Here is a 25,578-nt window from a genome sequence, read left to right as displayed (position 1 = left end):
GCCTAAGCCGATTTTTGGTAAAACCCAACGGTTTAAAATAAACCAGATTGCGCCAATAATTAACAGGGGCCAGATTGAATCCATCTGAATCTCCTAGATGTTTTATGGGTTGATGATTTTATTTTTTAGAATAACAGAACGGGGCACTTAACGCCATGTAAGACGTAGTTTGAAACTGAGCCAAAAAGAACATCGCGAATTTCGCCACTGCCGTGACGGCCAATAATGACTAAAGAGAATTCCTCTTTATCAGCAATAGAGCAGATAACGTCGCGGGGGAAGCCTAACTCTAGGCGAGGAATCACTTTTAGGCCAGCAGCTTGAAGGAGTTCAGTTTGAGCAGCAAGAAACTTCCCCCCAGTTTTTGTCGCATATTCGCGGATCATATCAATTTGAAAATCAGGAATCATCCGATAGTCCATTTTTTTCACATTGACGACATGGAGCAAAGTGATGGGATCGAGAAATTGATCTTTATGCTCAATAATTGCGTTCAGGGTTGCTTCACTGGTAACGCCATCACAAATTGGAACGAGAACTTTAATCGACATGGGACCTCCGTAGTTCATTAGTTACCGTAGCCAAAGAAGATACGTGGCAATAATAAAACAGGATCGGGCCAAAAGGTAAGCAATAGCAAAATAGCGATTTGGATCAATAGAAATGGCATGACGGCCCGGGCAACAAACAACATACTTCGATTGGCAACAGCACCCGAAATAAATAAGCTGACTCCCAATGGTGGTGTGCAGTAACCAATACCGAGGTTGAGGGTCATTATCAGACCAAAGTGGAGGGTGTCGATATCAAATTCTGCCAATAGGGGTATGAATATTGGTGTTAATATAATGGTCGCCGAGATGATATCCATAAACATACCAACGCATAGCAACAGAATATTAACGACAAGGAGAAACGCCCACGGAGAGTGGAAGTTACTGACTACGGCACTGGCAATATGTTCGGGGATCTGCTCAAAGGTGAGATATTCACCAAACACCGATGCGCCGGCAACAATAACGAGTAAGCTCGCTGATGTCGCTGCGGAGGAGACGATCACTTTTTTTACATCGCCAATCTTCATATCGCGGTGGATACATAGCTCAACGATAAAGGCATAAACGCAGGCAACGATTGCTGCTTCATTGGCGGTAAAGATACCAGAGTAAATACCACCAAATATGATCACTGGCAGCAGTAAGGCCCAAATACTTTCACGCAGGACACTGAGAGCTTCGCCAACTTTCGGACGTGGACGACGTTCCATACCATTTTTACGGCAAAAAAACCACGCGTAGACAGACATGGCAAACATAATCATAAAGCCGGGGATAAATCCCGTTAGAAATAATGCTTCGAGCGAATCGTTTGTGATCATGGCGTACAGAATCATGGCGATGGAGGGTGGGATGATAACGCCAAGGATCGGTGCGGTGGTCATGACACCGACACTAAATTTCTCGTCATAGCCATGTTCAATGAGCGCGGGGATCATGAAGCCACCAATGGCAACAACCGTTGCTACCGTTGATCCCGAAATAGCACCAAAAAAGCCACAGGCGAGAATTCCTGCCATGGCTAAGCCGCCGGGTAAAAATCCTACCAGCACGTTGGCTGTTTTGATCAGTTTTTGAACGATGCTGCCCGTAGTCATGATGTTGCCACACAGGACAAAAAATAACACAACAATCAGAGCAAACTTGTCCATGCTGCGGTAGAGAATTTCGATGCTAATACGCGGATCAATGCCGACAATGAGGGTGAGTCCGGCTAGACCCGTAAAAAATAGGGCAATAAATACCGGGACCGTAGCTGCCATTGAACCGAAAAGAAGTGCCAAAATGAGTAGTTGAGCATTATCCATTAGTTTTGTCCAAGCTGATTAGTCGTTTTCAGGTTGTGCTGAGAGAAAAAGATCCTCCGTCAACAACATCGAGGTGCGGATAAACATCATTACACCCACTATCGGCAACACAGCATAAAAATACCATTCAGGAATTTGTAGTGTGGCGGTGGTGGCATATTCATCCGCATAGACCTCTATTAACATCCCCCAGCCCAACCAGGTAAGCAAACCGGCAAAGATCATGGTTGATAGATGATTGATGACATTGAAAAACTTTCGCGTCACTGGGATAATTTGCGGTAACGCATCGATGCGGATCAGTGAGCGTTGACGTATCGCCGAACTACAGCCAATGTAGGTGCAAAAAAAGATTGTTTTACGTATCACTTCATCGGACCAATAAAGGCTGATGTTGGTTGTTTTGCGCAAAATGATATTAGCCAGCCCTGAGGCCAGTGCGATGCAAACGACGAGAACCAGTGACCAATCTTCAATAAAGGAGAATGTTTTGTCGATGCGCTGAAATAATTTTTTCAACATGAAAGGTGTCCTGCTTGGGTGGTAAAAATAAAAAAGGCCGGAGGAAAACCTCCGACCTAAGCTGTTCTGCATGATGTGGGTGGCACACCTGATTCAGGCTTTAGTGACCCAATTGTTGCCGAACGGCAGCCAGGTAGTCGGTGCCAATCTTCTCTTCCCATCTTTTATACACGGGCGCGGCCATCTCGACAAGCGTTTGCTTCTGTTCGGCAGTCAGTTGGTAGAAGGTAACGCCTGAAGCTTTTGCGGCAGCAATTTGTTGCTCTTGTTGAATACGGGTACGCTGACGGGTGTCTGCACTTTCTTCAGCAATGACCTTAAGGAGTGTTGCCCGAAGGTTTTCAGGCAGCTCTTTCAACCAGCGCTCGTTAGTGAGGTGGATAAATAACCCTTGAGCATAATTGACTTCGGTAAAATAGGAGGCGATGTCAAACTTTTTGGTGATGTTGCAGACAATGGGGCTGTGATCGAGGCCAGTAATGACACCTGTTTGTAGTGCTTGTGGCACATCAGGCCAAGGTAATGCGGTAAATTTCAAACCCCATGCTTTGTAGATATCGGCATTAACAGGCGCTTGAGCAATACGAAAGTTGACCTTTTTAGCATCGTCTAAATTGGTGATAGGTGTTGTACTTGCCCAACCGTAGGTTCCGTATCCAGTGATATCAAGAACACGGACCTTTTGCGCTAAGGCACATTTGCTAAATGGGATAAAAAGCTCTGGTGTTGCGCGAAAGGTATCGAGTTTATCAAAGCTATCCACGACATAGGGGAGATTGACAACACCAAGTTGCGGACTAAGGTTCGCTGCGGCAACAGAGGAACACAGCATCCCCTGTATCGCGCCCATCTTCAGTTTGCGTAGTACATCTTTTTCACCGCCGAGCTGTGATAGTGGGCGAAAATCTACGTAGAGTTGACCCTTTGTTTCTTCCCACACGCGGTCACGAATGCGAAAGCCAACACCAGCACCCTCAATGGCTGGATGCGACACATTTGAAAGCAAATATGTGTACTCTGCACCTGATGGATCAAAGTCTGGACTCCATTTAGCCAGAGGGTTATCTCCGCTGGCAAAGGCTGTTGAGCTGATCCCTATTGCGAGCAAAAATCCTGTTAGTATCAGTTTTTTTAACATCATCATTATCCTTGTCGAGTGCGTGGTTGTTTATTGCAAATTAACGCGTATTTTGCTTAAGATCAGCTATACCAGTATGTTTTTTCAATAGAAAGATAATGTGTTTTTGGGTGGGTGTTAGTTTGCTGAAAGCAAACTTTGGTTCAGTCTAGATGATAAAAAAATCCCACCGTTCGACTAGGATGAACGGTGGGATCAGTATTGCTTATGTGATGGCGTCGCAAAAAGTCCGCCCACCTACTACGCCTTGGGGCCGAAATTTTTGCATAGCCATCTATTTAGGTTTTTGCGAGACCATCTTAGGTGTTGTCGGTTGTTCTATTGGAGTGTCGATTGAACTTTATTGAAATAGTCGCTGCCGAGGCGTTGTCCCCATTTGTCGTAAACAGGTTGAGTCCTCTCGATTAATTTAGCGCGGTCTGCTTCATTTAGTTCAAAAAATTGAACGCCACTTTCTTGAGCTAATCGCATCTGCTCAGCTTGTTGTTCGTCTGTTTTCCGACGGGCGATAGCGCTCTCCACTTTTACTGCCTCAAGGAAGATGGCGCGTAAGTCCTCAGGGAGTTTTTTCAGCCAGCGCTCGTTGACCATATGAACATAGAGACCCTGGGTGTAATGGAGATCGGTAAAGTAGCGGGCAACATCGAACTTTTTGGTGATGCCACAGACGATAGGTGTGTGATCTAATCCATCAATAACACCTGTTTGGAGTGCTTGTGGAACATCGGGCCATGGCATAACGGTAAATTTGAGCCCCCATGCTTTATAGCTGTCGGTGTTGACCGGTGCTTGAGCAATACGGAAGTTTACGTTTTTTGCATCTGCAAGGGTGCGCACAGGCGTTGTTGTGGCCCAGCCATAGCTACCATAGCCAGTGAAGTCGATGACGCGAACTCCTTGCTTGAGTGCCGCTTCACTAAAAGGCTCAAAAAGTTCTGGTGTGTTGCGAAATGTTTCCAGTTTTTCGCTGGAGTCAATGATGTAAGGGAGATTAACTATGCCGAGTTTTGGAGCCACATTTGCTGCGGCAACAGAGGAACACATCATCCCCTGAATCGCACCCAATTTCAATTTGCGTAGGACATCTTTTTCTCCGCCAAGTTGTGACAGTGGGCGAAAGTCGACAAAGAGTCGCCCGTTCGATTCTTCCCATACCCGATCACGGATCCGGTAGCCAGCGCCGACTCCGGCAATGGCAGGGTGGCCGACATTGGATAGAATGTAGTGGTATTCTGCTCCGCTGGGATCGAAGGCAGGTTGGCATTGTTCTAGAACATTTAAATCGCGTGAATAGCCGATGGACGTTAAGGCAAAAAACGTACAGATAATCAACAAGCTGATCTTAAACAGTTTCATCTACTTCTCCTCATAATAATTTCAACAATATTTTATTCATTATTTGATCTACCCCTGACAGCAGCCTAACGATTGTCAAAAGCTCTGGTCAAGCGATTTTTCTGGTCAAGAGTGTTACATGTTTAGTAAAGTAAGTTTTCAATTTGCTTCAAAATATGGTTTTAATTGAATTTTTAACCTTTTCTGGCAAAACGGTTGCACACACAATAACTTATTACATTGAAATAAAGTATTTTTCGATTTCTATTTCATATGCATAATTAACCTTTATCTGAGGGTAACATGACTGTAGCTATGCAAGATAAAAAGGGCATTCTGCTTGAGGCAGGAACCAATGAATTCGAAATTTTAGAATATTATCTTTATGATCAATCCTTTGGTATCAATGTTCATAAGCTTAGGGAGATTGTTCCTTACAGTGAAGATGAGTTGACGCGTTTGCCCGATAGCCATCCATCACTGTTGGGTACTGTTTTATTGCGTGGTGAAACCATTCCGCTTCTTGAACTTTCACAGCATTTGGGTAAGCAGCTTGATCCTGCGAGTGTTGCGGCAACAGGTGGTGGTGTCCAAACAAGGCGCGTGGTACTGGTCTGTGAGTTTAACGATGCGGTTATTGCCTTTTTGGTTCATGGCGTCGATCAAATCCACCGTCTTTCGTGGTCGCAGGTAAAACCAATGGATCATTTTTTTGACAACTATCATCCTCGCTTCACGGGTACGGTGACGATTGCTGAGCGTGATATTTTAATTGTTGATATGGAGCATATTTCGTATGAGGTGTTTGGCAGTGGCGAACACTTTGCAGATAGTGGTGATGAGACGCTAGAGGAAACCGAAGAGAAAAAACTCGATCGCGGCGACGTGAAAATGTTCTTTGCTGAGGATTCGTCGATTATCCGGCAAGGAATTATGCGGGTATTGAAGCATGCTGGTTATGCTCAGGCTAAGTGCTTTAGTGATGGTTTAGCCTGCTGGCGTGGATTGTTGCAAGCGAAGCATGATGGTGACCTGCCAATGTTGGTCGTGTCGGATATTGAGATGCCAGAGTTAGATGGTTTAGCGTTGTGTCGCAGAATTAAAGAAGATAAAGAACTTCAGGACATCAAGGTAGTGATGTATTCGAGTTTGATTAATGAAAACACCTCACATAAATGCGAAGAGGTTGGTGCGGATGATTATACGAGTAAGCCAGACGTCGCGAAGGTGGTTGCGTTGGTTGATAAACACTGTCTCGTTTAGGTCGTCTCATACCTATTATGAATAATATGAGAAAAACCCGTTACTCTTCTGAATAACGGGTTTTCTTTTTATTGATATATGTTGTTTTCAATATATATAGATTTTGCTTAAATCCTGTGATATAAAGGTTTGGTGTTATGGTTAATAAACGAAGTTCGATGAAACAGTAAGCAGGAGACAATCCGTATGAAACTAACATTGACAAATATAAGTTTAAAATACCCAAAATTGATAGTTGTGGCGACTTTAGCAATTATGCTGGGTTTTTTGATGCAGTTTCCGAAGGTTCAGTTTGATAATGATCCTGAAAATATGCTTTCTAGCCAAGAGCCTGTACGCATTTTTCATCATGAAATAAAGCAGGCGTATGCTCTTTATGATTTTGTCATTGTTGGTGTTGTCAATGAGGAGAATCCCGCAGGTGTATTTAATGTTGATACCTTGGGTCGATTGCATCGTTTAACGCAACAACTACTCAATGTTCAACGTAGCGATTCTGGTTTGCCTGTCGTGATTGTTCCTGCAACAGAAACAGAGGGTGAACAGCGCATAGAGCTTGATCTAACACCAACGAAAAAATGGGAGTATTGGCTCGGTAAAATCTTTAGTCATGAGGCGAATGCTCTGTTTGATGAGCAGGGTCAAAGTGTGATTATTGGCCATGAGATGATGGCGCCCAGTGTTGTGGATAATATCAAACAATCTGAAATGGGTTCATTGAAGATTGAATATTTGATGGAGAACCCACCACAAACCGAGGCACAAGCACTACAGATTCGTGACGATGCCATGAATAATCCGCTGTATCGGGGGACGTTAGTCTCTGAGGATGAGAAAGCGGCGTGCCTGTATATTCCCATTGTTGCCAAGCCGTACAGTTATAATGTTGCTCGTTTAGTCAGAGCATTAACCGCCGATTGGCCTGAGCAAGATCAGGTGTTAATTACCGGATTGCCGGTGGCGGAGGACACCTTTGGTGTTGAGATGTTGCTGCAAATGGCCACTTCAGCACCGTTGGCTGGATTAGCGATCTTCTTATTGTTATTGATGTTCTTTCGTAATCTATCGCTCATTATGGCGCCGATGTTTGTCGCCATGTTTAGCGTGGTTAGTGCCATGGGGTTGCTGATTGGTCTCGGCTATGATGTTCATATTATGAGTTCGATGATCGCCATTTTTCTCATGCCGATTGCCGTTGCCGATGCCGTCCATATCCTAAGTGAGTTTTTTGATAGCTACTCACGCTTTAATAATAAAGCTGAAACCATTCGCTATGTTATTGGTCACCTGTTTAAGCCCATGCTGTACACCAGTCTGACAACCATCGCCGGTTTTTCATCACTGGCTTTCACACCAATACCACCCGTACAGGTGTTTGGACTTCATGTTGCTTTTGGAGTTGCCATGGCTTGGCTGCTGAGTATGACATTGATTCCCGCTTATATTATGCTGTTTGTTTCTGAGCAGCGTTTGGCCAAAATGCCCGACAAAAAACAAACAATTTCTGCATCATCAGGATCCTTCTCTGTTTTGGCACGGATTGGCAATTTTAGCCAAAAATGGAGCGGTATGATCCTTTTCGTTGCCCTCATTTTGGTTGGCATTTCGGCTTATGGTATCAGTCAAATTAAAGTAAATGATAATCCGGTTAAGTGGTTCACGGCTGATCATGAAATTAGAGTGGCCGATGAGATTTTAAATCACCATTTTGGTGGCACTTATACCGCTTATCTAACATTCGAAGAGGTTCGGCCAGAAGCGTGTGATTGCGAAAAAAAATCGCAACTGATTGAGGATCACGCTAGAGCGCGTTTTATGGCACATTCGCCGAAAGAGACCGAAGAATTTATTGTTCGCCTTCATCAACTCAGTGACCAAAGAGGGAAGCCTGGCGGATGTGATGTTGGTGAATGTTTTTATAAATTACTGCAGGAAGCCGACCGCCTTGATCAGAAAGTATTGTCAGGGTGGAACGTGCTTGCCGATGAAATTAACTATCTTGACCCTGCTGATTTGACAACGGCAACCTTACCGATCCGCTTACAATCGATTGCCCGTGATGTTGTCGATGAGTTACCGCTGTTATTGGCGCAACTGTCAGCACAGCATGAGTTGGTTGGTGAAGCATTGCAGGATGCTGCGCTGACGATTTGTGAAACCCATCTCGATCAATCGTACCGCACCTTTGTTATTGAGATGCAGGCCGAAGTGACGGCACCGCCATTTAAACAGCCTAAAATGCTTCGATATATAGAGGGCTTACAGGAGCATTTACAGCAAAGTGGTTTGGTCGGTAAAACCACATCGGCGGTTGATGCTTTGAAGAAAGCAAGTTTTGAGCTGAATTATGCTGAAGCACCTGCTGGGGTTAATGCCTTGGTGCTTGAAGGCTACGCTGCGAGAAACCGTACACACTATGCTGTCCCCGAAAATGCGGCGGCAGTAGGTCAGGTATTTGTCCAATTAGAGGGGATGAAGAAGAAGGATAGTTTGTTCCATATGGTGACTCGCGACTATCGTAAGGTCAATGTATGGATTCAATTGAAGAGTGGTGATAATCGCGATATGGAAGCTGTTGTCGATCTGGTTGATCGATATGTCGCCGCACATGCCGCACCGATAGAGCTTAAATCACGCTGGGCAGGTCTGACTTACCTTAATGTCGTCTGGCAAGATAAAATGGTGCGCGGCATGATCTCCTCATTGCTTGGCAGTTTTGTGGTGGTTTTGGTGATGATGACGTTGCTGTTCCGCTCAGTTTTGTGGGGTATCTTAGCGATGATTCCACTCTCGGTTACCATCACTCTTATTTATGGGATTATCGGTCTCGTGGGTAAGGATTATGACATGCCGGTCGCGGTGCTATCATCACTCACCCTCGGCCTGAGTGTTGACTTTTCGATCCACTTTCTACAACGATCGCGTAAATTATATCGGCAACTAGGTAACTGGAACGAAGTGAGTCAGGTGATGTTTCAGGACCCAGCTCGGGCGATTACTCGCAACGCCATCACGATTTCCGTTGGCTTTTTGCCGCTGTTGCTTGCTCCTTTAGTGCCATATAAAACTGTTGGCTTCTTTTTAGCGACCATTATGGCGGTATCGTGGCTGGCTTCATTGCTTATTTTGCCTGCCTTGCTGAGTCGTTTTCAGCGTTGGGCTTTTCCTCAGATCAATAGTCGTGATGATAAAAGATAATCGGGAGATAATTATGAGAATCCTACTGACAAGTATCATGGTTTGCCTATTTGTTCTTGGCAGCAGTAATGTGTTTGCTCAAGAGCTTAGTGCCGAAGAAATTATTGAGCGCGCCAATCAGGCTTCATACTATGCGGGCGCTGATGGTCAGGCTAATGTCAAAATGACGATCACTGCTAAGGATGGGATTACCCGTGTTCGCGAATTTGCGTTATTGCGCTTAAATGAACCAAATGGTGATCAGAAGTTCTATACCTATTTTAAGGCACCTGCAGATGTGTACAAAATGGCGTATTTAGTCTGGAAAAATTTGGATGATAATGACGACCGCTGGTTATGGTTACCCGCGTTGAACCTCAAAAAAAGAATTGCTCCCGGCGATAAGCGTACCAGTTTTGTCGGTTCCGATTTTGTTTATGAGGATGTGTCGGGTCGTAGCCCTAAAGAGGATCGCCATCGCCTTGTTGATCGCACTGATGACTACTATGTGATTGAAAATGAACCTGTTGATCCATCATCGGTAGAATTTTCCCGTTATACCGTTCAGATTGATGCCACAACCTTTTTACCTGTGCTCGCTGAATACTATGACCGATCCGGCCAATTGTACCGTAAAGTCGAAGCACTTGAAGTGGTTGATGTTCAAGGCTACCCAACGGTGACTGTTGCACAAGCCAGTGATCTGATCAGTGGCAGCGTCACGCGCAATGAGTTTAGTCAGGTGCGCTATGACCTCGGATTGAAGGCTAAAATCTTTACTGAACGATTTTTACGTCGCCCACCGCGCGAAGTGACGCGCTGATACGCGTAATAGGAGTTGGTTATGGTTCGCAGCTTCATATACACGATACTGTTTGTGTTGATTATGTCTACCACTGTGTATGGCTGGCAATGGCATGGTTTTGTCGATGGTCGCAGTGGCCTGCGCATTCAGGATGATGACAGTGGTGCCAATCAACGACGGGCGGTCTTAAACGAGCTGCGCGGTCAGGTTGATTTAAGTCACAGTAGTGATTGGGCACAGTGGCGATTACGCACTGATTTTGTTGTTGATGAAGCCGCCGGCGAACAAAACCTTGATCTTGAACGGGGACATGGGTTTATCGATTTACGTGAAGCGAACCTGGTGTTTTTTCCCCATGATAGTGTTGATGTTAAGCTAGGTCGGCAGATCTTAACGTGGGGAACTGGCGATCTGCTGTTTATCAACGATATGTTCCCGAAGGATTGGCAGTCATTTTTTATTGGTCGTGATGAGGAATATCTTAAGGCACCGTCTGATGCCGTTCTGCTTAGTTTCTTCCCGGAATGGGTAAATGTCGATCTGGTGTATATGCCAAAGTTCAATTCAGATCGCTACATCTCAGGGGAAAGAATTTCATATTGGAACCCAATGCTCAATCGCCATGCTGGCCGAAGTGATTCGTTAAGGGTCGATGACCGGTGTCGTTGGTTTGAGGAAGATGAAGTGAGTTTACGCCTTTACCGTGATGTGAATGGTTATGAACTGGCGCTGTATGCGTATGAGGGCTTTTGGAAAAGCCCTGTTGGTTATGATGCCGTACAGGCGCAGCAAACATTTCCGCGCTTGCGTGTCTTTGGTAGCAGCATTCGCGGCAATCTACTCAATGGCCTGTATAATCTTGAAGCGGGATATTATGACTCTGGTGATGATCACAACGGCGACGATCCGTTGGTGCCAAATAGTGAATATCGGCTGTTGGTTGGTTACGAGCAGGAGGTTGCGCGAAATTTTTCCGCGGCAATCCAGTATTATCTAGAATACATGGAAGACTACAGTGCCTATCGTCAAACTCTGCCAGCAGGCAGCGTTAAAAAAGATCGCGCTCGCCATGTCGTTACCTTACGCTTGACCAAACAGGCCCTTAGCCAAAATCTCCAACTGGCACTGTTTGGTTATTGGTCTCCCTCCGATCGCGATGGTTATCTACGCCCTACCCTTAAATATAAAGCCAGTGATGCCCTCAGTCTTTATCTTGGTGCTAACGTATTCGTTGGCGATGAGAAGCACACATTTTTTGGCCAGTTTGAGGATAACTCCAACCTTTACCTCGGGCTGCGCTACAGCTTTTAATCCTAACCTGCATCAGTGGGTCCAGGGCGGCTCACTGATTCAGGTCTGTTTCTGCTTAAAAAGTGTTTGTCACTAAAAGTAGTTATTCCGTTACAAGACTTTCTCCGGCGCAAAGTTTTTCAAGTGCCAGTGCTAGTTGGTCTGGGCAACTCGACTTTCCTCGACATGGGATGCCGCGCAATAAGGCTGATACGGTTTCCATTTTTTGCCCCGCAACTAAGCGTCCAAGTGCCAATGTGTTTCCGCGACAACCACCCTTAAATTCAACTCGCTTTATGGTATCATCTTCTAATTCTATTTTGATATTCTGCGCGCAGCAGCCACTTGGCTTGAATGAAACTTCCATAACACTCTCCATAATTGTATGATTTTGAACATGAATGATTTCGATGGCCGGAAGAAGTATCACACTCGCTAGTAAATAGCAATTAAGCCCGCTGGATGCTAGCAAAGAGAGGTGCTCTTGTTTGACACACATATTCATCTACACTTGTTGCCTGAACACCTTAATGTTGCTAGCCCTGTGCTCGTACCAGCTGTAACGCAAAAAGATTGGTCCCTCATGTTAGAGCAATTTTCTGGCCAGCCAAATGTTTGGTTGGCACTTGGGTTACATCCCCAGCAAGTTGGTTGTTGGTGTGAGGCGTATCGGCAACAGTTGAAAAGTTTACTCCATCATCCGCAAGTGATCGCAATCGGCGAGGTTGGTTTACATGCTGCGCTTGAATCCAGTGACGAAGAACAAGAGATTGCGTTGCGTCAGCAGATACGTTTAGCATTAGAGGTTGGAAAACCATTGAGTCTCCATTGTTATAAGCGTTATGGCCGTTTATTAGAGATCTTACAGCAGGAATCGGCCGCAACGGTTGGTGGCATTGTCCACGGCTTTTCCGCGAGCGTCGAGGTGGCTCTTGCCCTTCAGAAGCTAGGCTTTGGTGTTGGTGTTGGTCGGGTGATTCTGAATGATAAAGCGCGACGTTTAGCTGAGGTGGTTACGCAGTTGCCTGCCGAAATGCTCGTACTTGAAACCGATGCACCATGGCCGAAGCACTATGGGCCGCAGGACTGGACAGCGGTTTTGACGCATATTGTTGAAAAAATAGCACAGTTACGTAATGAATCAGAACTTGAGGTATTGAACTATACGCAGGGTAATGCGCGACGACTGTTGAAGTTGCCAGCAGAGCCGACAAGTGAGGTGTGAAAGTTGGAGCAGAATCGTTTTAGTCGTACGGAATTATTTATAGGTCATGATGGTGTTTCTTCGCTAAAGGATAGCCACGTTGCAGTGTTTGGTGTTGGTGGTGTCGGTGGCTATGCGGTCGAAGCGCTTGTTCGTGCCGGGGTTGGTCATTTAACCCTTATCGATTTCGATCACTTTAGTGTGACAAATATAAATCGCCAGTTGCACGCCTTAGATCAAACGATTGGAATGTTAAAGGTTGAGGTGGTTGGCAAGCGTTGCCAATCAATCAATCCACAGGTGCAGCTTACACTTCATGCTGAACGCTATCGCAGTGAAAATTCTGAATTGTTGCTCAACGAAAAATACGATTATGTTTTGGACTGTATCGATACTATTTCAGCAAAAATTGATTTAATTCAGCAGTGCAAAGAGCGTCAGTTAAGGGTGATCTCATCAATGGGGGCGGCAAATAAAATTGATCCAGCTCAGGTTAAGGTCGCCGACCTGTTCGACACTCAAAAGTGCCGTTTAGCGAGAATTATGCGTAAAGAGTTGCGTCGACGAGGCATTGAATCCGGTGTCCAGGTGGTGTACTCGACAGAGGAGTTTCACCCGTTAACACAAGGGGGCGAAGCAGCAACGCGCGTAAGCGGTGAGACGTGGCAAAGTGTACCCCTTGGCTCAATCTCTACCCTGCCCTCATTGTTTGGTCTATTCATGGCTGGTGTTGTGGTTAAAGAGATTGTTGGAGGCGATTCCAGTGGCCGCTGATTGGTGGCAGTTGGTCATTTTAGCGGGTGTTGGGGGTGTGAGTGGTTTTCTAAACATTCTCGCAGGCGGCGGCTCATTATTGACGCTGCCGTTATTGATTTTTATCGGCTTACCTGCTGTTGAAGCCAACGGAACAAACCGTGTCGCGATTGTCGTACAAAATCTCTGTGCTTTACGAAGTTATAAAAATAGTGGTGTGTTGAGCTGGAAAATAGCGTTGATGTGTGCGCTGCCGGCCATTGTTGGCGCTGTAATTGGCGCCAGTTTGGCCGTTACGATTGATGAGAAGTTGTTTCGTCAAGTGCTGGCAGTGGTGATGTTGTTGATGCTGGTCGTTACCACGATTGATCCTGTTAAGCGCTGTCGTAACGCCATGCAGGGGGGAGAATGGACGCTACGCTGGCCAATGTTGGTGGTTTTTTTTATAATCGGCATTTATGGCGGCTTTATTCAAGCTGGAGTTGGTTTCTTAATTTTGATGGTCACTATGATGGCTGGAATGGACCTCGTAAAAGGGAATGTTCTGAAAGTTGTGGTGATTTTGATTTTTAACATTCCGGCAGTGATGATATTTGCTTGGCATGGTCAGGTTGATTGGCTTCTTGGTAGCGTTCTTGCGAGTGGAAACGCTGTTGGAGCAATGGTCGCAGCACGCCTCGCTGTTGCCAAAGGTCATGATTGGATTCGACGTGTTGTTACCCTTGTTATTGTCGCATGTGCGGTGCGACTTCTTGTGCTGTAGCAGGCATTCCCTTGGTTCGCGACAAAACAAAATGCACACTGTATACAATTTCCTTTTGCAATTTTATCAAACGATGTTTAGTATTAGCGCAATATGTGATCCTCATATAGGCCTCTCGTTTTAATGTTGGCTGTGAGGTGTTTTGAGATTTAACGTTTTTATGTAGGGGGGTAAAGAATTATGAACTTTTTTGTAAGTTGGAGGCCACCACCGAATTGAAGCCGGAGCCGTAGTGGTGTTTTGACGGGACAGGGGGGCGCTTGTGTTGAGATCAAGTCGTATCCGCTGTTCAGAACAAACTTTTAAGGATAGGTAGATTTATGCAAATGCTTCAAAGTTCTATTGGAAGAAAGCTCGTGATGGCAGCGACCGGCATGTGCCTGGTTGGTTTTGTTATCGTCCACCTGCTTGGTAACTCATCCATTTTTATTGGCGCGGATGGTATCAATGCGTACGCTGAGCACTTACATGCACTAGGTCCAATTGTTTGGATTTTCCGTATTGTATTGCTTGGTCTTTTTGGGTTGCATATCTTCTTTGGTATTCAACTCACTCTGGAAAATCGTGCAGCACGTCCTATCGATTACAGCCAGAAGAAAAACATCCGTACTTCATTTGGTGCTGAGACAATGATCTATACAGGTCTAGCTATTTTAGCTTTCGCTGTATATCACTTGTTCCACTTCACCATGCATTTGACCAACCCAGAGATCTCTGTAAGTGCACTGCCTTTAGATGCTCTTGGCCGTAACGACGTATTCACAATGATGGTATTGAGCTTTCAAAAGTTCTTTATCAGTGCAATCTACGTCGGCGCGATGGTTACTCTGTTATTACACCTGAGTCATGGTGTACAGAGTCTCTTTCAGACATTTGGTGTTCTGAATGGTAGCACTCTTCCTATTATGGAAAAGATCGCACGTGCTGCAGCTATCGTTATTTTTGTTGGTTTTATCTCTATCCCGGTGTCCATACTTCTGGGCCTGATTAACGTTTAGGAGGGTACATCGTGATATTAGATGGAAAGTGTCCTACCGGACCAATTGAAAAGACTTGGGACAAGCATTGCTTTGACATGAAGCTTGTAAACCCAGCAAATAAGCGTAAGTACAAAATTCTTATGGTTGGTACTGGCCTAGCTGGTGGTGCTGGTGCGGCAACTCTTGGTGAGCTTGGTTACGCTGTTGAAGCGTTCTGCTATCAAGATAGTGCTCGTCGTGCGCACAGTATCGCAGCTCAAGGTGGTATTAACGCAGCTAAGAATTATCACAACGATGGTGACAGCGTATTCCGCCTGTTTTATGACACCATCAAAGGTGGTGACTTCCGTGCTCGTGAGGCAGACGTTTGGCGTCTATCTCAGGTAAGTAATAACATCATTGATCAATGTGTTGCTCAAGGCGTTCCTTTTGCCCGTGAGTACAGTGGTCTGCTCTCTAACCGTTCATTCGGTGGTGCTCAGGTTTCTCGTACGTTCTACGCGCGTGGTCAAACTGGTCAGCAGCTTCTTCTTGGTGCATACCAAGCTCTTTCACGCCAAGTGAAGGCAGGTACTGTTAAACTGCACCCACGCACAGAGATGGTTGATCTTGTTGTTGTTGACGGTGTTGCTAAGGGTATTACTGTACGTAACTTGGTATCTGGTGAGATGGAATCTCATTGGGGCGATGCTGTTGTTTTGGCAACAGGCGGTTATGTCAACGTATTCTACCTTTCTACTAATGCAATGGGTTGTAGTGTTACTGCGGCATGGAAAGCATGTAAAAAGGGCGCTTACATGGCGAACCCTTGCTACACACAGATTCACCCAACCTGTATTCCACAAAGTGGCGAGCATCAGTCAAAGCTGACTCTTATGTCAGAGTCTCTACGTAATGATGGCCGTTGCTGGATTCCTAAGCGCAAGGAAGATTGCGAGAAGCCTGCTAGTGAAATCGCTGAAGGCGATCGCGATTACTACCTTGAGCGTAAGTACCCATCATTCGGTAACTTGGCTCCACGTGATATCGCTTCACGCGCGGCAAAAGAGCAATGTGATGATGAGCGTGGCGTAGGACCTGGTAAGCGTGGTGTTTACCTCGACTTCGAAACTTCTATCAACCGTGTTGGTGAGGATTTGATTAGCGAGCGTTACGGCAATCTGTTCGAAATGTATGAGAAGATCACCGACGAGAATGCATACAAGCAGCCAATGCGGATCTACCCAGCACCTCACTACTCAATGGGTGGTTTGTGGGTTGATTACAACTGCATGAGTAATATCCCAGGTCTATTTGTATTGGGTGAGGCAAACTTCTCCGTTCACGGTGCGAACCGTCTCGGTGCTTCCGCTCTGATGCAAGGTCTTGCTGATGGTTACTTCGTTATCCCTTACACTATTGGTCACTACCTCGCGGGCGTGACACCTGGTGAAGTGACTGACGAGCATGCTGAGTTCGCTAAATCACGTGAAGAAGCTCAAGCACGTGTTGATAAGCTAATTAACGTTAACGGTAAGCGTTCCGTAAGTTCCTTCCACCGTGCTCTTGGTAAGATCATGTGGGAGAACGTTGGTATGGCACGTAGCGAGAAGAGCCTTAACTATGCCCTTAAGGAGATCCCTGCATTACGCGAGGAGTTCTGGCAGAATGTTAAGGTTACTGGCGCAGCCGGACAACGTAATGGTCAGCTTGAAGATGCTGGTCGCGTAGCGGATTTCCTTGAATTTGCTGAAGTTATGGCAACGGATGCATTGCATCGTAAGGAATCTTGTGGTGGTCACTTCCGTACTGAGTATCAAACGGATGATGGCGAAGCGATGCGTGATGATGAGAACTTCTGCTATGCTGCAGCATGGGAATATAAAGGCGAGGGTAAGGCGCCTGAGCTGCACAAAGAGCCATTGAAATTTGAAAACGTTAAACTTGCAGTAAGGAGCTATAAATAATGGATTTAACACTTTATGTATGGCGCCAGAATGGCCCTGAGGAAAAGGGTAAGTTGGAGCAGTACGAGGCAAAGAACGTAAGCCCCGACAGCTCATTTCTTGAAATGCTTGATGAGGTTAACGAGGAACTGATTGGTGACGGAATTGATCCAATCGAGTTTGATAACGATTGTCGCGAAGGTATCTGTGGTACCTGCGGTTGTGTTGTCAACGGTGTTCCACACGGACCTCAAGCGAAAACAACAGCGTGTCAACTGCACATGCGTCAATTTAGTGATGGCGATAGCCTTACACTAGAGCCTTGGCGTGCAAAAGCTTTCCCAGTAATCAAAGACCTCGCAGTAGATCGCGATGCTTTGGATAAAATCATTCAGTCGGGTGGTTACACTTCGGCTTATACTGGTGAAGTTGGTGAGGCGAATCAAACATTGATCTCCAAGCCCGACGCTGACTACTCAATGGATGCTGCTGCATGTATCGGTTGTGGTGCCTGTGTTGCAGCCTGCCCTAACGGTAGCGCAATGCTATTTACCAGCGCCAAAATTGCCCAAATGGCTGTATTGCCACAAGGTCAGATCGAAGCAGCTGAGCGTGTCAATAGCATGACTGAAGCAATGATCGACGCTGGCTTTGGTAACTGTACCAACCATTACGAGTGTGAAGCGGCTTGTCCTCAAGGCATTAGTGTTAAATTTATTGCCAAGACAAATCGTGAGTATGTAAAGGCTTTAGCTAAGTAATTTTTCTTAGTTATCGTGTTAAATAAAAAGGCGAGCCCATTCGGGCTCGCCTTTTTTAATGTTTTCAATTCGAGGTTAAGCGTTCAGTTGTGGCTAGTTAAGGGAAATACTTGGTCATTGATTGGGATCTTACCAATTGAAAAATGATGAATGGCCCAAGTTAAAATAGTTTGAGTTGGGAGTTGAGCCAGCTCAAGAGGGGGCGATTGACCTAAGAATGTTAAAGCTTGATAGAGTAAATACTGTGGGGTTTGAGTGTCGCAAAATGAGACCTGATGGTGACGTTTACTAATCTTTTCACCTGAGGGGTCCAAGGCTAGTGGTAGATGAGTATAGCGAGGAATGTTGAAGCCTAAAGATTTAAACAAGTAAATTTGCCTCGGTGTGGATGCCAGAAGATCGCGCCCACGAACGACATGAGTTATTCCGCTGTCGTGATCGTCAACGACTACAGCCAGTTGGTAAGAAAAGACGCCATCACCGCGGCATAAGGTGAAGTCACCGACATCAGTCTCTAGAATCTGTTGTACCGAGCCTTGAAGTTCATCGCGATAGATAGTTGGTGTGTGAGTTGTTTTGAGCCGTAATGCCGGGTTTTTGTCCTTAGCTGTGCCATTATTGAAGCATGTTCGTGGGTATATTGGTCCATCAATGCCAAAATGTGGAGCACTGGCGAGTATTTCCTTGCGTGAGCACCAGCATGGGTAGGTGAGATTGAGTTGGTCAAGGTGATCAATGATCTCAGCATATCGCTTTGAGTGCTTACTCTGATATGAGACGGGACCATCCCAATGGAGTCCAAAGGTATCAAGTTGTTGTAAAATCGTATCAGCCATACCCGAAACAACGCGAGGTTGATCAAGGTCATCAACACGAATTAACCACAAACCATTTTGTTGCTTGGCCAGACAGTAACTAGCAATGGCTGTCACTAAAGAGCCAAAGTGAAGTGGGCCAGTTGGGCTTGGCGCAAAGCGTCCAATATATTTATGTGGTGTGATTTGAGTAGTCATTGATTCAATGATGGTTGTGAAGGAAGTTTATGTCAAGTAACTGAGGGGTAACGAAAAAGATAAGTGGACGCGGTAGGGAGATACGGCCAGCACCTAATTTTTTGGCTAGCTTAAATGCATCTTCGTTCCACTTGATCGGCTTGTTGGGCTTAACCACCTCAAATCGAATAAAACTCCAAGTGTCAGTATTTATTGGTTTTGAACTTATTTGGTTGTTCCATGTAACGACGAAGCTGAATGTTTTTTCCCGTATGAACGTGTTATTCGGAGCAAACATTTAACCCTGTTGATTATCATAGATTCACAATGTTTGCAAGTCGCTCTGTTTTTCACAAAACTCCCTGTAGTTACAGTGTGTTAAGTAGTGGTAGTGCACTTTATCAAGAGTCCAACAGTTAAATAGGTTGACAAAAAATGACAAGAGCCTTATTCATTACAATAACAGTAAACAATTAAGTAGGGACGATTATGATTATTACACGCGCCACAGAATATGCTGTTCGAGCTATCCTGTACATGTCGAAATTTCCTCAGGGAGAAATTATTCTTAAAAAGGATATTTGTCGGACGCAGGACGTCACACCAGCATTTTTAACAAAAATTTTTCAGCCGCTGGTAAAGGTTGGAATTGTCGGTTCACAACGTGGTGTCGGTGGTGGATTTTATCTCAAGCTTGATCCAAAGGATATCACCGTCTATGATATCTTTAAAGCTCAGGAAGATCCGCTGCATATCAATAAGTGCCTTATTGAGGAAGGCAGTTGCGAGCGAGACAAATATTGTGCTGTACATGGTGCATGGCGTGATGTTCGAGAAGGTATGGTGCAACAGTTGTCAGAGTATAATTTTGCTCGACTCGCAAAAGAGGAAGAGCAAAACTTACAGAAAATTGTTGATCTAAAATAGTAACGATTTGATGTTGTTAAATTGCCAGATGATCTATGTTATTAATTAATTATGATTGCAAAAGTAATAAAAAGACTGAAAGATCGGAGTGTAATAAGTAAAAGCATTGACTTAGTAATCGATAATTATTAATATTGCTCGATTTTATTGCGCTGTTAACTCTGTTTAGTTGGGGGTTGGAATATTATGGATGCAGGACAAATAGAAGAATATCGGGCGATTTTACAAGCTCAGCTTGAGGAGTTGTTGCGCGAAGCTGGTAAAACAGTTTTAGGCATGACCGACGAGCACGAAAATTTCCCCGATCCAACAGATCGTGCCTCAATGGAGTCTGATCGTAATTTCGAGTTACGCATACGTGACCGTGAGCGGCGATTGATTGCAAAAATTCGCGATGCTTTATTGCGGATTGACGACGGTACTTTTGGTGAATGTGAGAGTTGTGAAGAGAAGATCGGCAAGGCTCGGTTAAAAGCGCGGCCAGTTACGACACTCTGCATTGACTGTAAGACAGAGCAGGAACGCCAAGAGCGTATTGGCTAAAGATTACTTCCCCTGCTGAACGATATGTTCAGCAGGGTTTTTTGTGCGAGGAAGAGGGAGCTTTCACCCGAGCTTTATTTCACAGCCTCTGCGCTATCCCTTTATATCCTTGTTATTCCCATCTCAAGCAGGTCGAAATGAGCAGCGAAGATTCAATTTATTCACAAGTACAAAGTTCCATTACCCCCTTTGAGTTTAATGATAAAGTTGTACAAGTTTTTGACGATATGATTACACGAAGTGTTCCGCTGTATCGTGAATCACTCTACCGGCAAGCACAACTTGCGGCTCATTTTTATCAAGACAACACTGTCTTATATGATTTGGGTTGTTCTAACGGCAACTTTGGCGTGCAATTTATGCAACAGATGACATCTCAACCTTTTAAGATGGTTGGTATTGATAGTTCTCAACCTATGTTAGACCAGTATGCTCGGCGTTTGAAAGATATGAGCTGCAATGAAGATATCGAACTGTGTCATCAGTCTATTGAGGAGTATCCCTTTAAAGCGACTTCGGTGGTGGTGATCAATCTGACCTTGCAGTTTCTAAGTCTTGAAGTTCGCACTCAATTACTGCAGCGTGTGTATGACGCTCTACTGCCTGGTGGGATCCTGCTGTTGACAGAGAAAGTGGTCCATCAAGATCATGAATTGTCGCAGCTTCAGCAAGACTGGTACTATCGCTTTAAGAAGGAAAATGGATATTCTCAACTAGAAATAAGTCAAAAACGAGATGCCCTAGAAAATGTATTGATTCCTGAAACCATTGAGCATCATGAAAATCGCTTGCGCCAGTTAGGGTTTCATCAAATTGATGTTTGGCTCAAGTGGTTTAACTTTGCTTCACTGGTCTGTATTAAATAATGTCATCAAATCGTCATCATATTGTTGAGGCTCTGGATCCGAACAACGAGTTTTCTTGGGCTGATGAACTTGAATTGCTTCTCGAAGCTAAGGAGTTTTTTCAGAGTCACCGCGACCGTAAGAGCCAAGCTTATATCGATATTATTGAAAATATAAAAGCGCTTCCTTCCGTCACGTGTCAACTTAATCAAGACTGGGTCACCATCGGCAAAGAGGGAGATCTCTCGCCCGAAAGCGCTGAGCAAGTACTGCATGCTCTGTACGGATTACGACCATGGCGTAAAGGGCCTTTTAACGTGTTTGGCACCGCTGTTGATACGGAATGGGTTTCATCACTGAAGTGGAATCGGTTGACCCCGCATATCGCACCGTTAAAGGGGAGAAGAGTTCTCGATATCGGTAGCAGTTGTGGCTATTACCTCTTTCGAATGTGCTCACAACAGCCAAAGTTACTACTTGGGTTAGAGCCCTATGCCACATTTTATTATCAATTTTGTTTGTTGCAAAAGCTAATTCAGGCTGACAATTGTTATACGATTCCGGCAAAATTTGAAGAGCTGCCCCTATTGGAAGGTTACTTCGATTCCGTCTTTCATATGGGGGTGCTGTACCATGTGCGCTCGCCACTTGATACGTTGATACAAATTCGACGTACGCTTCGACGCGGTGGAGAACTTGTTTTGGAAACCCTTGTTATTCCTGGGACGGACTATCTAGCACTCTCACCACAAGACCGATATGCGAAAATGAATAATGTCTATTTTCTGCCTACGGTAAACTGTCTTACTTCATGGCTGGAAAAAGCTGGGTTTACAAATGTACGCTGTGTTGATGTGGCGCGGACAACGAGTGAAGAACAGCGTAAGACCGCTTGGGTGCAAACTGAATCGTTGGTAGACTTTCTCGATGCTGATGATGAGATGAAAACCGTTGAAGGTCATCCTGCGCCTCGAAGGGCGTTGATGATTGCTCAGGTTAAGTGATTCGAGACGAGGAATAACTATGGAACACATCCAGCTTGCACTGCAAGATTATGTCCCGAGTCAGAATGGGGAGAAAAAAACAGACTGTTTTGCCTCGGTCGCTCTGTTGTTACGTCAAGGAGACGATGGCGCAGAGGTTTTGTTTATCCAGAGAGCGCACCATCCTGAAGACCCGTGGTCAGGGAATCTCGGTTTTCCCGGTGGTCGTATTGATCCTAAAGATTCAGGCCCTCTTGCTGCGGCCATCCGTGAGACTGCTGAAGAGGTGGGGATCACTCTGACGGATGATCAGGTTCTTGCTCAATTAGATGATCAGCAGGGTGTAAGGGTTGCTGTTCAGGTTTGCTGCTATGTCTTTATTGTTGATCGCATGGTACAGGTCCGCGAAAATGAAGAGGTTGCTCAAGCTTTCTGGGTGCCATTGCAGCAGCTACGAGAGCAAGTGCGTCACTGTCAACGAGAAGTTGATTGGCATGGAACACTTACCGAGGTTCCATCCATTTATATAAACGATTCAGTTCCCGTTTTGTGGGGCTTAACCTATCGATTTATCGTTACCTTTTTTCGTGCTGCAGGAATTCCGCTGTCGATATCTCCGGTTCGTTAGTTGTGTTCAGTGGTCGGAACGACAAGATTTAGCATGAACTTCGTGGCGGTAGTTGTTTGTTGTCTTGAACCATCTGAATGAAGTCTTGTGCAGCAACGGGTTTGGAAAAATAGTAGCCTTGTAAAATGTCACAATCACATCCTTGTAAGAATTCTAATTGTTCTTGTGTCTCAACCCCCTCTGCGACCGTTTTCAATCCAAGGCTATGTGCGATGGCAATGATACTTGTTGCGACTGCGTCGGCACTTTTGTCGTGCGTTAGGTCGTCAATAAAAGAGCGATCGATTTTTAAGCAATCAACGGGAAAACGGCGTAAATAGTTTAGCGATGAATATCCCGTGCCAAAGTCATCAAGGGCTAAGCTGATGCCGAGCTCCTTGAGTTCATGCATGATCGAGACAGTGGAATGTGGGTTTTGCATAATCATGCTTTCGGTCAGCTCCAGTTCTAATAACTTGGGATCTAATTTATTTGAATTAAGGGCTTTCTCGACTACGGCAAAAAGATCGTTATTGTTGAATTGTTTTGCTGAGAGGTTCGCTGCAACAGAAACAACATTGAGCCCTTGTTTTTGCCAGGTCGCTATTTGAGTACACACCGTTTGAATAACCCAGCTTCCGATAGATAAAATGAGACCCGTTTCCTCCGCAACAGGGATAAATGTTGCAGGCGAAATCATGCCGCGTGTGGGATGTATCCAACGTATCAGGGCTTCACAGCCAGTGATGATCCCAGTGGTGAGGTCAACCTTGGGTTGATAGTGGAGCAGGAATTCGCCACGACTTAATGCAAAACGCATATCGGATTCGAGATCAAGTCTCTCTAGCACCATCTGAGTCATTTTCGAATCAAAGGTACAAGATCGATTCCCTTCAGCTTTAGCCTTGTACATGGCGACATCGGCATTTCGTATCAAAATTTCACTGGAATCCCCATCTTCTGGGTAGATACTAACTCCAAGACTTGCAGTAATGGTAATTTCTCGGGACTTAAGTTTGTAGGGTTTGGAAATATTAGTAAGGATTTTATCTGCTATGTGATGGATATCGTCAAGAGATGTGAGGTCTGATAGTAGAGCAACAAATTCATCACCGCCGAGCCGAGCAATAGTGTCTGACTCACGCACCGCTTGAGTGATCCGTTCGGAGATAGCACATAAAAGTTGATCACCAATTCGATGGCCGAGACTGTCATTGATAATCTTAAAGCGATCCAGATCAAGGAGCAATATTGCAACCCGTTTTTGTGAGCGCTTGGCTTTAGAAATGGCTTGGTTCGTTCTGTCGTGCAACAAGTTCCTGTTGGCTATTCCTGTTAGTTCATCATGTGTTGCTAGAAATTTCATCTGTTCAGCGTGAATCTTTTTAGCGGTGATATCCTCACGAATAATCAATATGTGGGTGTTGATTCCGCTACTATCGACGACAGGTGTGGCTGTTATCTTTTCCCAGTAAAGAGAGCCATCTTTTTTCTGACTGTGTAGCTCATTATTCCAAGAATTATAGGATAAAATAGTGTCCCATAATGTGAAGCCATTATCGCTGATGTCGGTTTGGCGAAGTGTTCTTTGAATACCTAGTTGTTTCGCCTCTTCAGCTGAATACCCTGTCTGTTTAGTGAATTGCGGATTAACATATTCGATAGTGCCATTTAAATCAGCAATAATCATCGAAACAGGGGATTGATCAATCGCATGGGAGAGTAGGCGAAGTTTTTTGGTTTGTTTGTTTCGTTGAGTAATGTTGTGAAAGCTGCCGAATAGAACCGTTTTGTCACCGAGAACAACTTGTTGTGCTTTGATTTCAACATCAATTAACTGTTGGTCTTTTGTTAAGACTTTTGTTTGGAGTAAGCTGCCATTTGGCAGTTCTAGGTGTTGGGTAAACGTATTTGCAACAGCACGATCGGGGCTCTCTTCTGGGTGAAGAATTGATTGTGGTTGGCCAATTAGTTCATCAAGAGAGTGGCCAGTCAGTAAGCAAAGTGCATGGTTGCATTCGAGTAGCTCGCCCGTTTTGGTGTCGGCCAGAGCGTAACCAACTTCAGCTTCTTCAAAAAGTGTCCGGTATTTGTCTTCTGTTGTTTGAGCACGGAGATGCGCGCGCTGCTCTTGAAAGGCTTGCTTGCGAATGATCCAGTTAGATAGGGAGAGATAAATTAGGCCCAGAAGCCAGATAAGGAATCTTGCTGGCTGACCTTCATTTATTTTTTTTTGCATGGCTAACTCAAGGGGGGCCATGGGAACTGAGACGCTAATTCCACCGCGAATATCACCAATCTTATAATTTTGCTTTTCGTGGCAAAGGAGGCAAGATTCTTCAGTGATCATTGGGTACATCAAACGTAGATAGCTCTGTCCGTCAATCTGCTCAGTGCAGCAAGATTCAACCTCGCCCGTTTCAAACTGAATGAGGCTTTGTCTTTCCCATGGGTCAGGACTGTTGAGTAGTTCAATTGGATTGAGGCTGGTGATATGACCACGCATACCATATTGTTTTGTCGAAAGTTCAAACACTTGACGTGTCATGTAGGCTGGATTAACAAGGGTGAGTTGCTTGCCCGTGGTGCTGGTGAGGTCTCTCTGGGGGAGGTGACTTAAGTGAGGGTTGGGCGGGGTGTATTCAGATACCCTAACGTAGACACCATTTTGTTTAGCGACCCACCTTCTGTAGGCGAGGTCTTTGTTGTAACTGCCCTGTGCTTCGGATTTAGCTATTGCGATGGCGAATTGATGCTCAGCCTTTATCTCTTTCCATTCAAGATAGCACACTAGGGCGGTCCAGAGTGTGACCCCTAAAAGCCATGGGATAATTGAGAATCGAAGTCGTTTCATAAATGCCGAGCCTTGCTTAATAGTAGGATTAGAAATACTAAATTAGG

At 45.1% G+C, this 25,578-nt stretch carries 23 protein-coding genes; 15 read left to right on the top strand and 8 right to left on the bottom strand.

What is annotated here, in order from left to right; all coding sequences use genetic code 11:
• Positions 1-125 precede the first annotated feature (125 nt).
• The 5 genes from ACZ5KY_RS03195 to ACZ5KY_RS03175 all read right to left on the bottom strand — a co-directional run bounded on the left by ACZ5KY_RS03195 (position 126) and on the right by ACZ5KY_RS03175 (position 4,880).
• The gene (locus ACZ5KY_RS03195; protein ID WP_464242462.1) at positions 126-551 is read right to left on the bottom strand and encodes a universal stress protein; all 426 of its coding nucleotides are present in this window, start codon (positions 549-551) and stop codon (positions 126-128) included.
• A gap of 17 nt (positions 552-568) precedes the next feature.
• Positions 569-1,864: a TRAP transporter large permease gene (locus ACZ5KY_RS03190; RefSeq protein WP_464242461.1), complete on the bottom strand. Its 1,296-nt coding sequence runs from the start codon at positions 1,862-1,864 to the stop codon at positions 569-571.
• Between the two features lie 18 nt (positions 1,865-1,882).
• Positions 1,883-2,386 carry a TRAP transporter small permease gene (locus ACZ5KY_RS03185; RefSeq protein ID WP_464242460.1) on the bottom strand — a complete coding sequence of 168 codons (504 nt, stop codon included), beginning with the start codon at positions 2,384-2,386 and terminating at the stop codon, positions 1,883-1,885.
• A 100-nt stretch (positions 2,387-2,486) separates the two neighbouring features.
• Positions 2,487-3,524 carry a TRAP transporter substrate-binding protein gene (locus ACZ5KY_RS03180; protein WP_464242459.1) on the bottom strand — a complete coding sequence of 346 codons (1,038 nt, stop codon included), beginning with the start codon at positions 3,522-3,524 and terminating at the stop codon, positions 2,487-2,489.
• Positions 3,525-3,842: 318 nt separating this feature from the next.
• On the bottom strand, positions 3,843-4,880 hold the full coding sequence (locus ACZ5KY_RS03175; RefSeq protein WP_464242458.1) for a TRAP transporter substrate-binding protein: 1,038 nt from the start codon (positions 4,878-4,880) through the stop codon (positions 3,843-3,845).
• A gap of 282 nt (positions 4,881-5,162) precedes the next feature.
• On the opposite strand from ACZ5KY_RS03175, the gene ACZ5KY_RS03170 reads away from it, so the two are divergent.
• From ACZ5KY_RS03170 to ACZ5KY_RS03155, 4 genes are all read left to right on the top strand, one after another.
• Positions 5,163-6,122, top strand: a complete 960-nt coding sequence (locus tag ACZ5KY_RS03170; RefSeq protein ID WP_464242457.1) for a chemotaxis protein CheW — start codon at positions 5,163-5,165, stop codon at positions 6,120-6,122.
• Between the two features lie 186 nt (positions 6,123-6,308).
• Positions 6,309-9,320, top strand: coding sequence for an efflux RND transporter permease subunit (locus ACZ5KY_RS03165; protein ID WP_464242456.1), 3,012 nt, complete (start codon positions 6,309-6,311; stop codon positions 9,318-9,320).
• 13 nt (positions 9,321-9,333) lie between these two features.
• Entirely contained in the window at positions 9,334-10,122 is a 789-nt protein-coding gene (locus ACZ5KY_RS03160) for an outer membrane lipoprotein-sorting protein (RefSeq protein ID WP_464242455.1), read from the top strand.
• A gap of 21 nt (positions 10,123-10,143) precedes the next feature.
• A complete protein-coding gene (locus ACZ5KY_RS03155) occupies positions 10,144-11,415 on the top strand; it encodes a hypothetical protein (RefSeq protein ID WP_464242454.1) in 1,272 nt (423 codons plus the stop codon).
• An 82-nt stretch (positions 11,416-11,497) separates the two neighbouring features.
• Here the strand turns inward: ACZ5KY_RS03155 and ACZ5KY_RS03150 are convergent, their stop codons facing one another.
• Positions 11,498-11,761, bottom strand: a complete 264-nt coding sequence (locus tag ACZ5KY_RS03150; RefSeq protein ID WP_464242453.1) for a TIGR03905 family TSCPD domain-containing protein — start codon at positions 11,759-11,761, stop codon at positions 11,498-11,500.
• A gap of 117 nt (positions 11,762-11,878) precedes the next feature.
• On the opposite strand from ACZ5KY_RS03150, the gene ACZ5KY_RS03145 reads away from it, so the two are divergent.
• The 6 genes from ACZ5KY_RS03145 to ACZ5KY_RS03120 all read left to right on the top strand — a co-directional run bounded on the left by ACZ5KY_RS03145 (position 11,879) and on the right by ACZ5KY_RS03120 (position 17,780).
• The gene (locus tag ACZ5KY_RS03145) at positions 11,879-12,619 is read left to right on the top strand and encodes a TatD family hydrolase (protein WP_464242452.1); all 741 of its coding nucleotides are present in this window, start codon (positions 11,879-11,881) and stop codon (positions 12,617-12,619) included.
• A gap of 3 nt (positions 12,620-12,622) precedes the next feature.
• A complete protein-coding gene (locus ACZ5KY_RS03140; RefSeq protein WP_464242451.1) occupies positions 12,623-13,372 on the top strand; it encodes a tRNA threonylcarbamoyladenosine dehydratase in 750 nt (249 codons plus the stop codon).
• Complete coding sequence (locus tag ACZ5KY_RS03135; RefSeq protein ID WP_464242450.1) at positions 13,362-14,114, top strand: sulfite exporter TauE/SafE family protein; 753 nt, start codon at positions 13,362-13,364, stop codon at positions 14,112-14,114. Before ACZ5KY_RS03140 ends, ACZ5KY_RS03135 begins: the two co-directional genes overlap by 11 nt.
• A gap of 320 nt (positions 14,115-14,434) precedes the next feature.
• Entirely contained in the window at positions 14,435-15,112 is a 678-nt protein-coding gene (locus ACZ5KY_RS03130) for a succinate dehydrogenase cytochrome b subunit (protein ID WP_464242449.1), read from the top strand.
• Between the two features lie 11 nt (positions 15,113-15,123).
• The gene (locus tag ACZ5KY_RS03125) at positions 15,124-17,040 is read left to right on the top strand and encodes a fumarate reductase/succinate dehydrogenase flavoprotein subunit (protein ID WP_464242448.1); all 1,917 of its coding nucleotides are present in this window, start codon (positions 15,124-15,126) and stop codon (positions 17,038-17,040) included.
• Complete coding sequence (locus ACZ5KY_RS03120; RefSeq protein ID WP_464242447.1) at positions 17,040-17,780, top strand: succinate dehydrogenase/fumarate reductase iron-sulfur subunit; 741 nt, start codon at positions 17,040-17,042, stop codon at positions 17,778-17,780. Before ACZ5KY_RS03125 ends, ACZ5KY_RS03120 begins: the two co-directional genes overlap by 1 nt.
• An 83-nt stretch (positions 17,781-17,863) precedes the next feature.
• Here the strand turns inward: ACZ5KY_RS03120 and gluQRS are convergent, their stop codons facing one another.
• On the bottom strand, positions 17,864-18,793 hold the full coding sequence (gene gluQRS / locus ACZ5KY_RS03115; RefSeq protein ID WP_464242446.1) for a tRNA glutamyl-Q(34) synthetase GluQRS: 930 nt from the start codon (positions 18,791-18,793) through the stop codon (positions 17,864-17,866).
• Positions 18,794-19,261: 468 nt separating this feature from the next.
• Between gluQRS and ACZ5KY_RS03110 the strand changes: the two genes are divergently transcribed.
• The 5 genes from ACZ5KY_RS03110 (at position 19,262) to ACZ5KY_RS03090 (ending at position 22,698) form a co-directional block, all read left to right on the top strand.
• Entirely contained in the window at positions 19,262-19,699 is a 438-nt protein-coding gene (locus tag ACZ5KY_RS03110) for an RrF2 family transcriptional regulator (protein WP_464242445.1), read from the top strand.
• A 186-nt stretch (positions 19,700-19,885) separates the two neighbouring features.
• Positions 19,886-20,242: an RNA polymerase-binding protein DksA gene (dksA, locus tag ACZ5KY_RS03105; RefSeq protein WP_464242444.1), complete on the top strand. Its 357-nt coding sequence runs from the start codon at positions 19,886-19,888 to the stop codon at positions 20,240-20,242.
• 137 nt (positions 20,243-20,379) lie between these two features.
• A complete protein-coding gene (cmoA, locus tag ACZ5KY_RS03100; protein WP_464242443.1) occupies positions 20,380-21,108 on the top strand; it encodes a carboxy-S-adenosyl-L-methionine synthase CmoA in 729 nt (242 codons plus the stop codon).
• A complete protein-coding gene (cmoB, locus tag ACZ5KY_RS03095) occupies positions 21,108-22,091 on the top strand; it encodes a tRNA 5-methoxyuridine(34)/uridine 5-oxyacetic acid(34) synthase CmoB (RefSeq protein WP_464242442.1) in 984 nt (327 codons plus the stop codon). The genes cmoA and cmoB overlap by 1 nt, the downstream gene beginning before the upstream one ends.
• 19 nt (positions 22,092-22,110) lie before the next feature.
• Positions 22,111-22,698 (top strand): NUDIX hydrolase, encoded by a 588-nt coding sequence (locus tag ACZ5KY_RS03090; protein WP_464242441.1) that lies wholly within the window; start codon positions 22,111-22,113, stop codon positions 22,696-22,698.
• Positions 22,699-22,726: 28 nt separating this feature from the next.
• On the opposite strand, the gene ACZ5KY_RS03085 is transcribed toward ACZ5KY_RS03090, so the two are convergent.
• A complete protein-coding gene (locus ACZ5KY_RS03085; protein ID WP_464242440.1) occupies positions 22,727-25,531 on the bottom strand; it encodes an EAL domain-containing protein in 2,805 nt (934 codons plus the stop codon).
• Positions 25,532-25,578: the final 47 nt, after the last annotated feature.

The organism is Desulfuromonas svalbardensis, assembly GCF_055389415.1.
The sequence above is the reverse complement of the archived record's forward strand: the minus strand, read 5'-3'. Positions and strand labels throughout refer to the sequence as shown.

Bases quoted from the DNA above. Each gene is read 5' to 3' on its own strand.
- ACZ5KY_RS03155 (WP_464242454.1), top strand. From the start codon at position 10,144: ATGGTTCGCAGCTTCATATACACGATACTGTTTGTGTTGATTATGTCT.
- ACZ5KY_RS03160 (WP_464242455.1), top strand. From the start codon at position 9,334: ATGAGAATCCTACTGACAAGTATCATGGTTTGCCTATTTGTTCTTGGC.
- ACZ5KY_RS03185 (WP_464242460.1), bottom strand. From the start codon at position 2,386: ATGTTGAAAAAATTATTTCAGCGCATCGACAAAACATTCTCCTTTATT.
- cmoB (WP_464242442.1), top strand. From the start codon at position 21,108: ATGTCATCAAATCGTCATCATATTGTTGAGGCTCTGGATCCGAACAAC.
- ACZ5KY_RS03090 (WP_464242441.1), top strand. From the start codon at position 22,111: ATGGAACACATCCAGCTTGCACTGCAAGATTATGTCCCGAGTCAGAAT.
- dksA (WP_464242444.1), top strand. From the start codon at position 19,886: ATGGATGCAGGACAAATAGAAGAATATCGGGCGATTTTACAAGCTCAG.
- ACZ5KY_RS03195 (WP_464242462.1), bottom strand. From the start codon at position 551: ATGTCGATTAAAGTTCTCGTTCCAATTTGTGATGGCGTTACCAGTGAA.
- ACZ5KY_RS03180 (WP_464242459.1), bottom strand. From the start codon at position 3,524: ATGTTAAAAAAACTGATACTAACAGGATTTTTGCTCGCAATAGGGATC.
- ACZ5KY_RS03165 (WP_464242456.1), top strand. From the start codon at position 6,309: ATGAAACTAACATTGACAAATATAAGTTTAAAATACCCAAAATTGATA.
- gluQRS (WP_464242446.1), bottom strand. From the start codon at position 18,793: ATGACTACTCAAATCACACCACATAAATATATTGGACGCTTTGCGCCA.
- ACZ5KY_RS03085 (WP_464242440.1), bottom strand. From the start codon at position 25,531: ATGAAACGACTTCGATTCTCAATTATCCCATGGCTTTTAGGGGTCACA.
- ACZ5KY_RS03120 (WP_464242447.1), top strand. From the start codon at position 17,040: ATGGATTTAACACTTTATGTATGGCGCCAGAATGGCCCTGAGGAAAAG.
- ACZ5KY_RS03130 (WP_464242449.1), top strand. From the start codon at position 14,435: ATGCAAATGCTTCAAAGTTCTATTGGAAGAAAGCTCGTGATGGCAGCG.
- ACZ5KY_RS03110 (WP_464242445.1), top strand. From the start codon at position 19,262: ATGATTATTACACGCGCCACAGAATATGCTGTTCGAGCTATCCTGTAC.
- cmoA (WP_464242443.1), top strand. From the start codon at position 20,380: ATGAGCAGCGAAGATTCAATTTATTCACAAGTACAAAGTTCCATTACC.
- ACZ5KY_RS03190 (WP_464242461.1), bottom strand. From the start codon at position 1,864: ATGGATAATGCTCAACTACTCATTTTGGCACTTCTTTTCGGTTCAATG.
- ACZ5KY_RS03170 (WP_464242457.1), top strand. From the start codon at position 5,163: ATGACTGTAGCTATGCAAGATAAAAAGGGCATTCTGCTTGAGGCAGGA.
- ACZ5KY_RS03175 (WP_464242458.1), bottom strand. From the start codon at position 4,880: ATGAAACTGTTTAAGATCAGCTTGTTGATTATCTGTACGTTTTTTGCC.
- ACZ5KY_RS03150 (WP_464242453.1), bottom strand. From the start codon at position 11,761: ATGGAAGTTTCATTCAAGCCAAGTGGCTGCTGCGCGCAGAATATCAAA.